The 12,605-nt window shown below is 58.2% G+C and carries 15 protein-coding genes; 7 read left to right on the top strand and 8 right to left on the bottom strand.

Annotated features, from left to right (window positions below; translation table 11 throughout):
* Window positions 1–19: 19 nt before the first annotated feature.
* Entirely contained in the window at window positions 20–928 is a 909-nt protein-coding gene (locus GBC55_RS22890) for a LysR substrate-binding domain-containing protein (RefSeq protein ID WP_162439787.1), read from the bottom strand.
* Window positions 929–1,020: 92 nt separating this feature from the next.
* Here GBC55_RS22890 and GBC55_RS22885 point away from each other — a divergent pair, with 92 nt between their 5' ends.
* Both GBC55_RS22885 and GBC55_RS22880 read left to right on the top strand, forming a co-directional pair.
* Window positions 1,021–1,998, top strand: a complete 978-nt coding sequence (locus GBC55_RS22885; RefSeq protein ID WP_162439786.1) for an EamA family transporter — start codon at window positions 1,021–1,023, stop codon at window positions 1,996–1,998.
* 77 nt (window positions 1,999–2,075) lie between these two features.
* Entirely contained in the window at window positions 2,076–2,411 is a 336-nt protein-coding gene (locus tag GBC55_RS22880) for a hypothetical protein (protein ID WP_162439785.1), read from the top strand.
* Between the two features lie 32 nt (window positions 2,412–2,443).
* Here GBC55_RS22880 and GBC55_RS22875 read toward each other — a convergent pair whose 3' ends face one another.
* Entirely contained in the window at window positions 2,444–2,995 is a 552-nt protein-coding gene (locus tag GBC55_RS22875) for a GNAT family N-acetyltransferase (RefSeq protein WP_178114325.1), read from the bottom strand.
* A gap of 263 nt (window positions 2,996–3,258) precedes the next feature.
* Here GBC55_RS22875 and GBC55_RS22870 point away from each other — a divergent pair, with 263 nt between their 5' ends.
* From GBC55_RS22870 to GBC55_RS22860, 3 genes are all read left to right on the top strand, one after another.
* Complete coding sequence (locus GBC55_RS22870) at window positions 3,259–3,561, top strand: metalloregulator ArsR/SmtB family transcription factor (RefSeq protein ID WP_162439784.1); 303 nt, start codon at window positions 3,259–3,261, stop codon at window positions 3,559–3,561.
* 155 nt (window positions 3,562–3,716) lie between these two features.
* Complete coding sequence (locus GBC55_RS22865) at window positions 3,717–4,679, top strand: zinc-dependent alcohol dehydrogenase family protein (protein ID WP_162439783.1); 963 nt, start codon at window positions 3,717–3,719, stop codon at window positions 4,677–4,679.
* Window positions 4,680–4,733: 54 nt separating this feature from the next.
* Window positions 4,734–5,039 carry an antibiotic biosynthesis monooxygenase gene (locus GBC55_RS22860; protein ID WP_162439782.1) on the top strand — a complete coding sequence of 102 codons (306 nt, stop codon included), beginning with the start codon at window positions 4,734–4,736 and terminating at the stop codon, window positions 5,037–5,039.
* Here GBC55_RS22860 and GBC55_RS22855 read toward each other — a convergent pair.
* Together GBC55_RS22855 and GBC55_RS22850 are read right to left on the bottom strand one after the other, a co-directional pair.
* The gene (locus GBC55_RS22855; RefSeq protein ID WP_162439781.1) at window positions 5,036–6,418 is read right to left on the bottom strand and encodes a heavy metal sensor histidine kinase; all 1,383 of its coding nucleotides are present in this window, start codon (window positions 6,416–6,418) and stop codon (window positions 5,036–5,038) included. The two genes, GBC55_RS22860 and GBC55_RS22855, sit on opposite strands and share 4 nt — an antisense overlap.
* Window positions 6,415–7,086: a heavy metal response regulator transcription factor gene (locus tag GBC55_RS22850; protein WP_162439780.1), complete on the bottom strand. Its 672-nt coding sequence runs from the start codon at window positions 7,084–7,086 to the stop codon at window positions 6,415–6,417. The genes GBC55_RS22855 and GBC55_RS22850 overlap by 4 nt, the downstream gene beginning before the upstream one ends.
* A 147-nt stretch (window positions 7,087–7,233) precedes the next feature.
* Here GBC55_RS22850 and GBC55_RS22845 point away from each other — a divergent pair, with 147 nt between their 5' ends.
* Both GBC55_RS22845 and uraH read left to right on the top strand, forming a co-directional pair.
* Complete coding sequence (locus GBC55_RS22845; protein WP_162439779.1) at window positions 7,234–7,737, top strand: heme-binding protein; 504 nt, start codon at window positions 7,234–7,236, stop codon at window positions 7,735–7,737.
* 10 nt (window positions 7,738–7,747) lie between these two features.
* Window positions 7,748–8,158 carry a hydroxyisourate hydrolase gene (gene uraH, locus GBC55_RS22840; protein ID WP_162439778.1) on the top strand — a complete coding sequence of 137 codons (411 nt, stop codon included), beginning with the start codon at window positions 7,748–7,750 and terminating at the stop codon, window positions 8,156–8,158.
* A gap of 67 nt (window positions 8,159–8,225) precedes the next feature.
* Here the strand turns inward: uraH and phnX are convergent, their stop codons facing one another.
* The 4 genes from phnX to psrA all read right to left on the bottom strand — a co-directional run bounded on the left by phnX (window position 8,226) and on the right by psrA (window position 12,567).
* The gene (phnX, locus tag GBC55_RS22835) at window positions 8,226–9,053 is read right to left on the bottom strand and encodes a phosphonoacetaldehyde hydrolase (protein WP_162439777.1); all 828 of its coding nucleotides are present in this window, start codon (window positions 9,051–9,053) and stop codon (window positions 8,226–8,228) included.
* Window positions 9,054–9,139: 86 nt separating this feature from the next.
* Window positions 9,140–10,012: a LysR substrate-binding domain-containing protein gene (locus GBC55_RS22830; RefSeq protein ID WP_162439776.1), complete on the bottom strand. Its 873-nt coding sequence runs from the start codon at window positions 10,010–10,012 to the stop codon at window positions 9,140–9,142.
* A 33-nt stretch (window positions 10,013–10,045) separates the two neighbouring features.
* Window positions 10,046–11,341: an MFS transporter gene (locus GBC55_RS22825; RefSeq protein ID WP_162439775.1), complete on the bottom strand. Its 1,296-nt coding sequence runs from the start codon at window positions 11,339–11,341 to the stop codon at window positions 10,046–10,048.
* Between the two features lie 134 nt (window positions 11,342–11,475).
* Window positions 11,476–12,567, bottom strand: coding sequence for an iron-containing alcohol dehydrogenase PsrA (psrA, locus tag GBC55_RS22820; protein ID WP_162439774.1), 1,092 nt, complete (start codon window positions 12,565–12,567; stop codon window positions 11,476–11,478).
* Window positions 12,568–12,605: the final 38 nt, after the last annotated feature.

The following is a 12,605-nucleotide window of genomic DNA, read 5'->3' as shown; positions in this document are numbered from 1 at the left end:
CGCCTTCGAAATAACGCTTTCAACTGCCATCACGTAATTCCTCTGCAAGCCACTCAATCAGCGCGTGCACCTCAGTCCGGTCTTCTGCGCCATACCGTCTGAAAACGGAAATCGCTTCAGGCAAAGAGACACTTTCTACACAAGGTCTTACCAGAGCACCGCTGTCAATCAGCCTGCTGGCGGTTCGGCGCCAACCCATTGCAATTCCATGCCCCTCGACGGCGGCCTGGAGCATCAAAGGGTAGCTATCAAATACGGAGCCCTGAGGATAACCCTCTAACGTCTGCCCAAAGGCGTTCAGCCACGTATCCCATTCCATCAAGTGCGGTGGCGTGGCGCGATGGTGCAGAAGCGTATGGCGGCGAAGGTCGGTAATCGGAAGTGACTGTCCGGCAGTCAGGTAGTGCGGGCTGCACACAGGGAACACTTCATCAGCGGCGGTGAACGCCAGAGCATGCGAGCCGCTGGGGCGTCCGGTGCTTTGCAAGGCAACATCAAAATGGTCATTGAATTCAGTCAACGGTCGAGTGGATGTCGCTACCTGGATTTCGATTTCCGGGTGTAGCTGGTGAAACGTTGAAAGACGTGGCATCAACCAATAAAACGCTTCACACAACTGACACAGTAAAACGACCCGGTTTTTGTGGGGTGATTCACGAAGGGTAACGGCGCTGCCGCCGATGCTTTGCAATGCGCTGGTCACGACGCGCCCTAGCTCACGCCCCTCCTGTGTCAGGAAGACTGCGCGGTTGCGGCGGTCAAAAAGCTTCAGTCCAAGATTCTCTTCGAGCGCGCGGATCTGACGGCTGACCGCCGCTTGAGTGATGTGCAATTCATCCGCAGCCTTCGAGAAACTTTCCAGGCGCGCTGCCGCTTCAAAGGGCAGCAAACTGGCAAGCGGCGGTAATGACTTTCCAAGCGTATTCATAATCAGGCGTTATGCGTCCAGGACCGAGAACTCGTTTGTAGCATACCCCTGGCCCTGTGCAACATGAGTTGAATCCCTCATGGATATGCCTGATGACGATTGCTCACTCAAACATCATCTGCGGAGTGACCCTTGCTGTGGTCGCGACCCTGAGCTGGGCGCTGAACTTCATAGCGCCCTATGTCACTGGCGCCTATAGCCTCTATGACTTGATGGTTCTTCGCTTTCTGATTGCGGGTGCACTGGGTGCGGTGATCATGGTGCTTTGTCGCGCCCGGCTAAGGTGCCTGCGTCGCAAACAGCAATTGCTCGCTGCGGGTCTCGGCGTGACCGGATACCTCGGGTACAGCACCTGCATTGCCGCCGGCGTGGTGTTTGGTGGCCCTGTGCTGACTCCGGCGTTCATTGGCATGGTGCCGGTCTTGCTGGCCGTGCTCAGCAACGCCACACAAAAAACGCTTCCATGGCGCCGACTGATACTGCCACTGACCTTGTTGACGGGCGGGCTTTTGCTGACGAACCTCAGCAGTATCGATCAACCCGTTGCGGGACAAGGGTCGTGGCTGATGGGATTGATATTTTCAGTCTGTGCCGTTGTCTTGTGGCTTGTGTTCAGCCTGCTGAATCAGCGTGCCCTGGAAAAACTCCCGGCGAATGTGTCCGGTGTCTGGACAGGCCTCATGATGGCCGGTGCCGGAATGGGCGCCTTGTGCTTGTTACCGGTCATGCAGGCGCTCGACCTTCTGAAGTTGCCTGTTCTCGGTTTCGGTTTTTCCATGGCAGGACATTTGTATGCCTGGGCGCTGGGGATTGCCGCGATGTCCTCACTCGTCGGGGCCTGGGCGTGGAACGCAGCGTCCCATCGCCTGCCCATGGTGCTTTCAGGACAACTGATAGCCCTTGAATCGCTGTTCGCGACATTACTCGGCCTGTTGTTTCATGGTCGGCTGCCGACCCCTTTGGAAGCAGCGGGTCTTGCCGCCGTTCTCGCCGGGGTGGTGATGGCTGTTCGGATCATTCTGACTTCGATTGATAAAGGAGTCGCTACACTGGCTGACGCGCCGGCCTGACTGATCTGTCTCGGCCAGATGGATGGGCCCTGGCGTTTCGGAGATCAGGTTTTTTAACCCTTGCGAGGGCAACCGCCATGAGCGAAACCAAGTCATCTATCCGTCTGAATGAAGACATCTGTGTCCATATCTTCGTCGCCTCATCCGCCATGGTGGGCGTCTGCCTGACGGTGATCGGTATTTTTCAAGTGGTGAGCACGTTGAGAAAGGAGGGCACCCTGGGGGATGACCTGCTTGCGATCAACGCCATCTTCTACCTGCTCACAACGATCCTGTCCTACTGGTCATTGCGAACCCGACAATTCAGCCGAAATCACCTGCTGGAAAAATTTACCGACGGACTTTTCCTGGCCGCGCTGACCTGGACGACGGGGGTTGCAGGCTTCATTACATGGGCGATGACGTTTACGTAGCGATTAAAAAACATCGCCTGAACAGTGGCGCTTTAGGCGATTGGTTGAGACGCAGCCCATTGCTCTCTGGTAAGTCCATAGTACTTGCACAAGGCAGGCGCGGTGGACAGGTTCAGCTCGGCGTCATACAGGTGCACTGCGCCAATTTTCATCGCGGCTTTCTGCGAGCGAATGTTCCCGGGCGCGATGTGGAAATATACGGTGTCATACGCCTTGAATGCATGCTCCACCATCAGACGCTTCAGCTCGCGGTTGGTATCGCCACCCCATTTCGCACGCAGCAAAAAGGTAAACCCGATAGCGATACTGTCCGGCAGATCAGGCGGTGTGTAATAGCTTGAAGTACCCACAATCTGCCCCGAGTCGATATCGATAACGGCGAGCGCTTTACCCGTGGTCAGGCGAGAGGCGAAGTACGCCTCAAATACCTCCCGTTTATAGCGGTTATTGGCGGGATGGTCGGCCCAGATGCGTGGGTCACTGGCCGCCAGATACAGCCCTTCAAAATCACTTTCGGCCAAAGGCCTGAGCCTCAGCGTGCTCCCGCACATAACGGGTTGGCAGTCGAAATCGCGTACGAGCATGGATTCCTTTTCGGGTGAGTCGTGGGAATGGAGTCTAGAGCGGTCAATCGGCAAGGAAAGATCCAATACGACGGTTGTTGATGGGGCCATCGCAAACAAGAGCAATCGTTTGTGTGCGCAACACGTCGACTGAGGCATTTGAGCCGGTTGACCCTGTCTCTGAGTTTGCCCCACCCAACTCGAGTCGATGGAAAGCGATGAGTTTTGCATTGGGGCTATATTTTCTGCATTGACATATCGGTAAATCTCGATATGATCGCCCCATGGAATTACTCGAAATATTCAAAGCCCTCTCAAACCGTACGCGACTCGAAATCCTCAAAGGTTTGAAGGACCCCGTGAAGCACTTTCCTCCTCAGGACGAAGGTGACGTTCATACGGTGGGCGTTTGCGTCAGCAGTATTCAGGAAGGCGTGGGGCTGTCGCAGTCGACGGTGTCTGACTATCTGGCGACCCTGCAACGAGCGGGCCTGGTCGAAGTCAGGCGCATCGGTCAGTGGACGTACTACAAGCGCAATGAAGCGACCATCCGTTTGCTTGCCGAGATCATCGGCAAAGAGCTGTAATTTTTTACGCTACTAAATCGGTAAATCCCGATATCCCGTTTTATCGAAACAAGGACGCACAAGATGCTGAAACCATAGGGAAAGAACGGCCTGTTTTTTTACCCCGGTATATCGAAAAATCCCGATATCCCTTTTTGTCGAAACGAGGATGCACAATGAAAGCGCTGATACTCAACTCATTTGGTGGCCCGGAATCGTTCGAACTGCGCGACGTGCCAAAACCAGTACCTCACGCGGGACAAGTCCTGGTGCGGGTCCACGCCACCTCCATCAATCCTTTGGATTTCCAGGTTCGACGAGGCGATTACCCAGACCTGGTGCAACTGCCGGCCATTACCGGGCATGACGTCTCGGGCGTTGTCGAAGCCGTCGGCCCCGGCGTGACGAGTTTCGTTCCAGGCGACGAAGTCTGGTACACCCCGCAAATATTCGACGGCCCGGGCAGCTATGCCGAGTACCACGTTGCTGACCAAAGCATTGTCGGGAAGAAGCCCCCTTCGCTGAGCCATCTCGAGGCGGCGAGCCTGACCCTGGTGGGCGGGACGGCGTGGGAAGCATTGGTCGTGCGAGCGGCGCTCAGGGTAGGGGAGAGCATCCTGGTGCACGGCGGCGCGGGAGGCGTCGGTCATGTGGCGATCCAGCTGGCCAAAGCCATGGGCGCCAGGGTGTTCACGACCGTGCGCGACGCGAACGCCGAGTTCGTACGAGGGTTAGGTGCTGACGTGATCATCGACTATGAGAAGGAAGATTATGTCGACGCCATCAATCGGGAGACCGGTGGCCACGGCGTCGATGTGGTGTTCGACACCATTGGCGGCAACACGTTGTCGCGCAGCCCCGACGTGCTCGCACAACTGGGCCGCGTGGTCTCGATTGTGGACATCGCACAGCCACAAAACGTCGTTCAGGCCTGGGGCAAGAACGCGAGTTATCACTTCGTGTTCACCCGACAGAACCGCGGCAAGCTGGATGAGTTGAGCGCGTTGATTGAGCGCGGTCAGTTGCTGCCACACGTTGGCGCGGTCTATTCGCTTGCCGATATTCCGCTCGCCCATGCCCGGCTGGAGACTCCCAACAACGGTATCCAGGGGAAGATCGCGATTTCAATCGCGCCGTAGGCTCACCTCGACCCTGTGTTTTTTCAATCGTTAAACCTGAATTCAAGGAACGCCATGATTTATGAAATCGCGCTGCTCCCCGTTCACAAAGAACACATTGAAGCCTTCAGACGGGCATTTGCCGAGGTCGCGCCGTTGCTCTGCCGCGCAAAGGGTTACGGCGGCCACATGCTCGCGCAAGGGATCGAAACGCCCGAGCAATTCAACCTGATCGTGCAATGGCAATCACTCGAGGATCACACACCGGGCTTCGAAGCGAGTGAAGACCATCGGCTGTTCATGATGGGCCTGGAGGATTATTTTTCCGGCGAACCGACGGTTTATCACATTGAGGGCGCCGGGTTTCCTGCAGGTGACTAACACCCGGACGAGCCTTTTTTCAGCGGAAATTCCAGGCAAAAGCGAGTGCCACTTTCAGCGCTGTCAACGCTCACGCGGCCACCGTGTATTTGCATGATCGAGCGGACGATTGCCAGGCCCAGGCCACCGGAATCGTCCGGTTGATTACGCGATGGATCACACCGGTAAAAGCGCTCGAACAACCGCGGCAGGTGTTGCGGGGCAATCGGTTCGCCCTGGTTGTGCACACTGAGCTCGAGCCTGTCTTCCCAAGTGGCGCTTGCAAGGGTCACTTCAGTACCGGGCGTTGCATGGCGCAGCGCGTTGGCGAGCAGGTTGGCCATTGCTCGGCGGACCAGGATCGGATCGGCTATTAACTCACCACGGGTGTGGTCGATAATCTGAATGTCGCGCTCCTGCGCTACGCCTTCGAAGTAGTCGCACAACTGCGTGCTGAGATCGTGCAGGTCGAACTGTTCGGGCTTGATCGAAATATGCGACTGCTCGGTGCGTGCGAGAAACAACATGCTGTCGATCATCCGCGCCAGACGTTCGTACTCTTCCTGATTGGACACCAGCAGGTTCTGATACTCCTCAATCGTGCGACCGTGCCTGAGGGTCTGTTGGGTATGCCCCATCAGGTTGCTCAACGGCGTGCGCATCTCATGGGCAAGGTCTTCCGAGAAGCGGGAGAGCTGTGCAAACCCGTCTTCCAGGCGCGCCAGCATCTGATTGAGGGCTTTGCTGAGCACTCGCAGCTCGCTCACTTCATTGAAGTCATCCAGCCGCAGATGCAGATGCTGAACATCAATACCAGCCGCCCGCGCAGCCAGTTGGCGCACCGGGCGCAAGCCGCGCTGACTCACCCAGCCACCGAGCGCAAAGGCGAGCAGGGCGCCGACGGACAGGGCCAGCCAAAGTTTGAGTCGGTAAGCGCCAAGCATCTGTTCTCGCTCACTCAGCAGCTTGGCGGCAATCAGGGTCAGAGGGCGGTCGCCGTTGACCACATTCAGCCAGGCAAGCCGGACGGGCTCAGCGTAGGGACCGTCACCCAGTTGCGCCACAGGGGCCGCCTGCAAGGAGGGCAGGGGCAAATGGGCAGGGTTGATTTCGATCAACACCTTGCCAGCGTCATCGACAATCCACAGCAGGTTGTCACGATTGCCCAGCATGTTTTCGTAGAGCTTGGGCCGGCCGCGCAGCGCTTCGATACTGTCGCTGTCGCTGATCAACGCTTGCATGCGTTGCAAGCGTCCGAGCAGCGCCTGGTCATCGCGCCATGCAATTTCGCGCTGCAACGATTGATACAGATAAAACCCAATAGCGCCCATCAGCAGCATGCTGACCAGGGCGAACATGGCGGCCAGGCGCAGACTCAGGGCGCGGGGCATTAGTTTCAAGATTGCACCTCAAGCAGGTAACCAATGCCGCGAACGGTATGGATCAGCTTGAGCTGGAAAGGGTCGTCGACCTTGGCCCGCAGTCGGCGGATGGCGACGTCCACCACGTTGGTGTCGCTGTCGAAGTTCATCTGCCAAATCTGCGAGGCGATCAGCGAGCGCGAGAGTACCTCTCCCTCACGAATGAGCAGCAGGTGCAGCAGCGCAAATTCTTTGTTGGTCAGGGTGAGGCGCTGGCCGTTGCGAGTGACCTTGCGCCGCAACAGATCCAGACTCAGATCGGCCACCTGAAACTGCTCGACCTCACGGGGCGGGCCCCGGCGCAGCAAGGTACGCACGCGGGCCAGGAGCTCTGCGTAGGAAAAGGGTTTGACCAGGTAATCATCGGCGCCCAGTTCCAGCCCCTTGACCCGATCATCGATGGCATCGCGAGCGGTGAGAAACAACACCGGCGTCTGCCATTTGCGCCGGATGATCTGCAGCAATTGCCAGCCGTCCAGACCCGGCAGCATCACGTCAAGAATGATCAGGTCGTATTCACTTTCCTGCACCAGGTGCTGGCCATCCAGACCATTCAGGGCGATCTCCACCCCATAGCCGGACTCACTCAACGCTTTGTGCAGATAGTCGGCAGTTTTCGCTTCATCTTCAACGACAAGGATACGCATTTTTTCCTCCGGAACCGGGATACAGGCTAGGCCGATCTGCCGTGTTTGCACATTACAAATTGGTAATCCGCAGGCAATCATTCTGACGGAACAAGCGGTTCATTATCCCGGCCTGTTGGCCAGTCAGGCTCAGACAAGGGAAAAAACATGTGTATTACCGGATCAACCCCATGGCTGCTCGCATTGGCGATGAGCTCTACGTTTGCCGTTGCGGCCACCGATGCTCAGGTTGCGCAGCGCAAGGATGTCACGTTGGCGACGGCCAATAATCTGGCCAATGCAGCGTTGTCGGCCTGCCATGCGCAGGGGAGAACAGGTGTGGTAGCCGTCGTCGACCGTGGCGGCAATCTGGTCGCCCTGCAACGCGACGACAACGTCGGCCCGCACAACACCCTGGCGGCACAACGCAAGGCCTATACCGCCCTGTCGACCAAGACGCCCACCCGGCTACTGGCCGAGCGTGCCCGCAGTACGGCGGACGCCGAAAACCTCAACACAGTCAGTGAGCTACTGCTGCTCGGCGGCGGTGTGCCGTTGCTGTTCGAGGGAGAAGTTATCGGCGCGCTCGGTGTCGCGGGTGCCGGCGGAGCTGCATTCGACGAAGGCTGCGCACTGGCCGCCATTGCAAAAATCCTACCGACCACTCACTGAAGAGATGAACATGAACGTATTGAAGTTGTTTTTTGCAGGCGCCGTATTGAGCGTTCTGTCCTCGCTGGCGTCGGCAGCGGCCAATCCCCTGAGCGTTCACGTGCTGAACCTGCAGGACGGACTGCCATCCCCGGACGTTAACGTGACCCTGGAAAAGAAGAATGGCCAAGGCTGGGAGATGCTCAATACCGCATCGACCAACGAGCAAGGCCGTATCCCGGCGTTCTATCCAGAGGGCAAGGCGCTGGAGAAAGGCATTTACCGCGTCACGTTCAAAACCGGTGAGTGGTTCACCGCCCACAAGATCGCCAGCTTCTTTCCGGAAGTCCCGGTCATTTTCGAAGTAGACGGCACGGTGCCGCACTACCACATTCCGTTGCTGCTCAGCCCGTATGGCTTTTCCACTTACCGTGGGAATTGAGGGGCTAGCGACAGGTTTTGAGTCGTGGCCGTCCGCCGGGACGGCCACTGTCATTGCCCTGGCAGGCTCAGGAACCTTGAGGGGTTTCACCGCGCGCCAGACGCGAGTTGATGTCTTCAATGACCGCCGGTAAATCGACGATGGTGTCGATCAGGTAGTGCGGGCGAGAGCCTTCGAACATCTTGATGATGCGGCTGCGTTCTTCTGCCAGTTGGTCGGCGGGCAATGCCTTGTACTGTTCGTAGGTCAAACCCAGGGCATTGCCCGAGCACGTTAGCGCAACCGTCCACATGCCGGCGCTGCGACCTTCGAGGATGCCGGGCCAGGTGTCATCGACCTTGACGCAAGCGGCGACGTCGCTGATGCCCAGGGCAATCACGTTTGCCAGCGCCTGGGCTGGGTGTGGGCGGCCATTAGGCACTTCGTCGGTCGCTACCACGTGGTCGGCGACGTAGCCGTTGTGGCGCGCCAGCTCCACCACTTTCTCCATGACGACCGCCGGATAACCCGAACAGGAACCGATTTTCAAACCCTGGTCGCGCAGTGCATCGATGGTGTTCAAGGCACCGGGAATCAGCGCCGAATGCAGCGCGATCTTCTCGATTTGCAGTGGCATGAACCGCTCGTAAAGCGCGGTGACGTCTTCATCGGTGGGCAAGCGATCAAACGCTGCGCGGTAGCGTTCGGCGATCTGTGGCTGGTTGCACAGCGTGCGGATGTGGTCCCACTTACCCATGCCCATGGGGCCGCGCGCTTCCTCGAGGGAAACCGCCACGCCAAACTCGGCGAAGGCTTCGACGAAGATTTGCGTAGGGGCGAAGGAACCGAAATCGACGACGGTGCCTGCCCAGTCCAGGACCACGGCTTGCAGTTGTGCAGGTTGTTGGTAATGCATGGTGAATCTCCACGTTTGGGTAGGGGAAGGCCGTCCCTCTCAACAGTGAGAAGTAGGCGTATCGAGTGCTGAAGTGCCTTACAGAATCAAATAACGACGGTTGAACCCGCGTCGAACAACTCCGAAATCATTGGCCGGTTTCTGCGAATACCGAGGCAGCACAGGTGGTAGTCGATGGAAAACGGGTGATTTACAAACGTGATCGGTTTTGTACCGGGGGTTTCGGTGTACTCGACGGCAGAGACAAACCCGATGCCGATGCCCTTGGCGATGGCATGCACGATGGCTTCGCGGCTGTTCAACTGCATCACGCAGTTGAGCGAAACGTCGAGGCGCTTGCAGCTTTCCTCCACCAGCTGACGAGTGCGTGAGCTTTTCTCCCGAAGCACCCATTTCTCGTTGCTGATCTGCTCGACGTGCACCTCTTTCTGACTGGCCCAGGGGTGGTCTTCGCGCACGACGGCAATGATCGGGTAGCGCCGGTAAAGCTGCGTATCAAAACGCTCATCAAATTCGGACAGCGCCAGAATTGCCACATCAATGTCGAAGTTGAAGAGCCGGTCCAGCGTCTCCTTCTCAGGTGAAAACGAGGTCTCGAGTTCGATGTCGGGGTGGCGCTGCATCAATTCATACGTCAGGTTCATCGCGATGGGCGGGGACACCGCCCCTAAGCGCAACATGCCTGTCTTGCGTAGCTTGAAGCTTTGTAAAAGTTGCACGGCTTCATCCTCTTGGCCGAACAGGCCCTGGGTGATCGCATACAGCTTGTGGCCCGCCGAACTCATTTCGATATAGCGGCCGCGACGGTGGAACAGTTCTACGGAAAATTTCTTTTCCAGCGCGTTGACCTGCTCGCTGACTGTCGGCTGGCCGACGCTTAGGTACTCGGCGGCGAGGGTGAAACTGCCGGTCTTCGCTACCGCATGAAAAGAACGTAGCCACTTGCGGTACTGGTACATAAAAGTTCCTGTTCCTGAGCCGCAAACCTGTGCTCAACGCCGGATGAACAGCGCGACCACTGCGCTGCAAAGGCAGGCGGTCGTGACCACGACGAAGATCAACGACGTATTGCCGGTACTGTCGAGCATACTGCCGATCAGGGGTTCCGCCAGGCCGGCGAACAGATAGGACGAAAAGTTCATCACGCCGGTTGCCGTGCCGGCACGCTTGGCTCCGACCAGGTCAGGGCAGAGCGCCCAGAAACTCGACGCCGGGCCGTAGACAAAGAAGCCGCAGAGGAACAACGCGATAAGACCGGTGGCACTGTGCGGTGCAAGGGTCCACATCCACAGACTGGTGGCGGCACCAAGCACCATGTAGAGCATGATCGCCAGGTAGCGTTTAGAGCCGAACAGCTTGTCCGAAATCCAGCCATTGCTCAGTGCGCCGATGGCCATGCCGACCGGCAGGGCAACGGTGATCCACTTCGGATCGATCATGCTGTCGCCGGTCTTCCAGTCGGCGCCCAGAAAGTGCACCGGTACCCAGACGATCAGGCCATAGCGAGCGGCGTTCTGGAAGCCCAGGGACACCGCGGCAATGATCAGTCGGAAGTTTTTCAGGACGGCTTTGTAGCGTTGCGCAGAGGTCTCGACTTCGCCATGGGCCACTTTGTGGTTCTTGTCATCGGCGTTAGCGACCCCGGTGTCTGCGGGTGGCTCGAAGCCCATGTCCTGCGGACGTTCCCGCGCCACCAGATAGAAGATGATCCCGCCCGCCAGCATCAACAGCACGGGCAAGCGAAAGATCCAGCGCCACTCCAGGTGCATCACCTCAAGCACCACGATCGAGGTCACATAGGACAGGACCGAGGCGCACCCGGCGGCGAACACATACAAGCCATACACCTTGCCGCGCTCACCGGCACTCCACCAGTTGGAGATCAGTCGACTGCCCGGCGCCCACCCCAATGCCTGGAAATAACCGTTGATGCCCCAGGGCAGGATCAATGCGGCGAAATTGCTGGCGAAGCTGGTCACCCAGTTGGCGGCGCAGGACAACACGGCACCGGCGGTCATGATGCGGCGACCGCCATATTTATCGGCCAGGTTACCGTTGATGGCCTGACCGATGGCATACGCCCACAGCATGGCGGCCGATACCCATCCGAGGTGTTCCTTGGTAAAACCGAATTCGGCCTGAATGCCCGGAATGGCGAAACCGAAGGTTTGCCGACCGGTGTAGAAAAACAGATAGCAGAACATCGCCGCCAGCAACATGCGCCATTGAGCGACTCGGAATGAGGCGGTGCGTTCAGCGAGAGCAGGCATGGTTTGAGCACGATTCATGATCTTTTCCTTATTATTGTTCGCTCTCACCTATTGGTGTCGGCGGATGCACTCTTTTCTGAGGGGTGCAGGAAATCGTCGCGGCTCGTCATGCCGCTGACAGTGCTTGTCGGGTGTTCGGTGCCGGGTGGGCTCTACGCGGCTTTAGAGCCGATAAAGTTTTTGCCCCGAGCACCTTGCATGGCGAAGAGAATCATTTGCTCGGCTTGCTCTGCCGTCACGCCATAGTCGGAAAACTCGGTTTTCACGCCGAGGCTGTGCAGGAATTCACGCAGCTGATCCTGGGCTTTGTCCAGGTTGTCACCGAAAATTCGTTGCAGGGTGCGGTCGCGCGCGGCGTCGTGACCCCAGGCCAGGCCCAGCACCAGCGGCAATGTGAAGGAGCAGGCGATGCCGTGCGGCAGACCGTGATGCAGCGTCATCTCGTAGGAGATGGAGTGGGCGAGGGCGGTCTTGGTGTTGGAAAACGCCAAGCCTGCCTTGAGGGCGGCCAAAGCCATGCGAGAACGCAGCTCCTTGTTGGACAGATCACGACGCAGGAGCGGCAGGCATTCGAGGATGTCCGCAATGGCGGAGATGGCGAAGGTGTCCGAAACCGGATTGGCATTGATGTTCCAGACCGACTCCAGCGCATGCGACAAGGCATCCAGCCCGGTAGAGACGGTGACGCCGCCAGGCACAGTCAGCATCAGCTGCGGGTCCACAATCGCGACTTTGGGCCAGGTGCAATCAAGGTGCAGCGAGTATTTTTTGTGGCTGGCCGAATCCCAGATCGTCGCCCAAGGGGTCACTTCGCTGCCGGTACCCGCCGTGGTGGGCGCCGCGATCAGTATCTTGCTGCGCGCCGGGACGAAGGGCTTGCCGGTGGCCAGCAACGCGAGCAACTCATCAAAGTGCCCCGACTCAGTGCCCACGATCAACGCCTTGGCGGTATCGATGGCACTGCCGCCACCGACGGCGATGACCGCGTGGCAGTCGCCGGCTTCCTGCCAGAAACGTTCATAGGTATCACGCAGCTGGGCCACGTCAGGGTTAGGCTGGACATCTTCGATCACATACACAAGGCGGTCGCCCAGCAGGTCCTGGATGCGATCGACCAAACCCAGCCCACGCGCTTCGGGGAAGGTCACAAGGGCGACTGTCTGGTGTTCAGTGATGTCGGCAAGTTGATGCAGGCTGCCCCAGCCGAATCGGGTATCAACTGGATTGTGGAATCGGGCGATCATGGCGGGTCCTTGGTTTTTGTTGTTGGAAGTGGCCCCAT

The sequence above is a fragment of the Pseudomonas sp. TNT3 genome, assembly GCF_010095445.2.
GTDB lineage: Bacteria > Pseudomonadota > Gammaproteobacteria > Pseudomonadales > Pseudomonadaceae > Aquipseudomonas.
The sequence above is the reverse complement of the archived record's forward strand: the minus strand, read 5'-3'. Positions and strand labels throughout refer to the sequence as shown.

Bases quoted from the DNA above. Each gene is read 5' to 3' on its own strand.
- GBC55_RS22865 (WP_162439783.1), top strand. From the start codon at position 3,717: ATGAAAGCGCTGATACTCAACTCATTTGGTGGCCCGGAATCGTTCGAA.
- GBC55_RS22885 (WP_162439786.1), top strand. From the start codon at position 1,021: ATGACGATTGCTCACTCAAACATCATCTGCGGAGTGACCCTTGCTGTG.
- phnX (WP_162439777.1), bottom strand. From the start codon at position 9,053: ATGCATTACCAACAACCTGCACAACTGCAAGCCGTGGTCCTGGACTGG.
- GBC55_RS22890 (WP_162439787.1), bottom strand. From the start codon at position 928: ATGAATACGCTTGGAAAGTCATTACCGCCGCTTGCCAGTTTGCTGCCC.
- GBC55_RS22845 (WP_162439779.1), top strand. From the start codon at position 7,234: ATGTGTATTACCGGATCAACCCCATGGCTGCTCGCATTGGCGATGAGC.
- GBC55_RS22825 (WP_162439775.1), bottom strand. From the start codon at position 11,341: ATGAATCGTGCTCAAACCATGCCTGCTCTCGCTGAACGCACCGCCTCA.
- GBC55_RS22860 (WP_162439782.1), top strand. From the start codon at position 4,734: ATGATTTATGAAATCGCGCTGCTCCCCGTTCACAAAGAACACATTGAA.
- GBC55_RS22830 (WP_162439776.1), bottom strand. From the start codon at position 10,012: ATGTACCAGTACCGCAAGTGGCTACGTTCTTTTCATGCGGTAGCGAAG.
- psrA (WP_162439774.1), bottom strand. From the start codon at position 12,567: ATGATCGCCCGATTCCACAATCCAGTTGATACCCGATTCGGCTGGGGC.
- GBC55_RS22850 (WP_162439780.1), bottom strand. From the start codon at position 7,086: ATGCGTATCCTTGTCGTTGAAGATGAAGCGAAAACTGCCGACTATCTG.
- GBC55_RS22870 (WP_162439784.1), top strand. From the start codon at position 3,259: ATGGAATTACTCGAAATATTCAAAGCCCTCTCAAACCGTACGCGACTC.
- GBC55_RS22880 (WP_162439785.1), top strand. From the start codon at position 2,076: ATGAGCGAAACCAAGTCATCTATCCGTCTGAATGAAGACATCTGTGTC.
- GBC55_RS22875 (WP_178114325.1), bottom strand. From the start codon at position 2,995: ATGCTCGTACGCGATTTCGACTGCCAACCCGTTATGTGCGGGAGCACG.
- uraH (WP_162439778.1), top strand. From the start codon at position 7,748: ATGAACGTATTGAAGTTGTTTTTTGCAGGCGCCGTATTGAGCGTTCTG.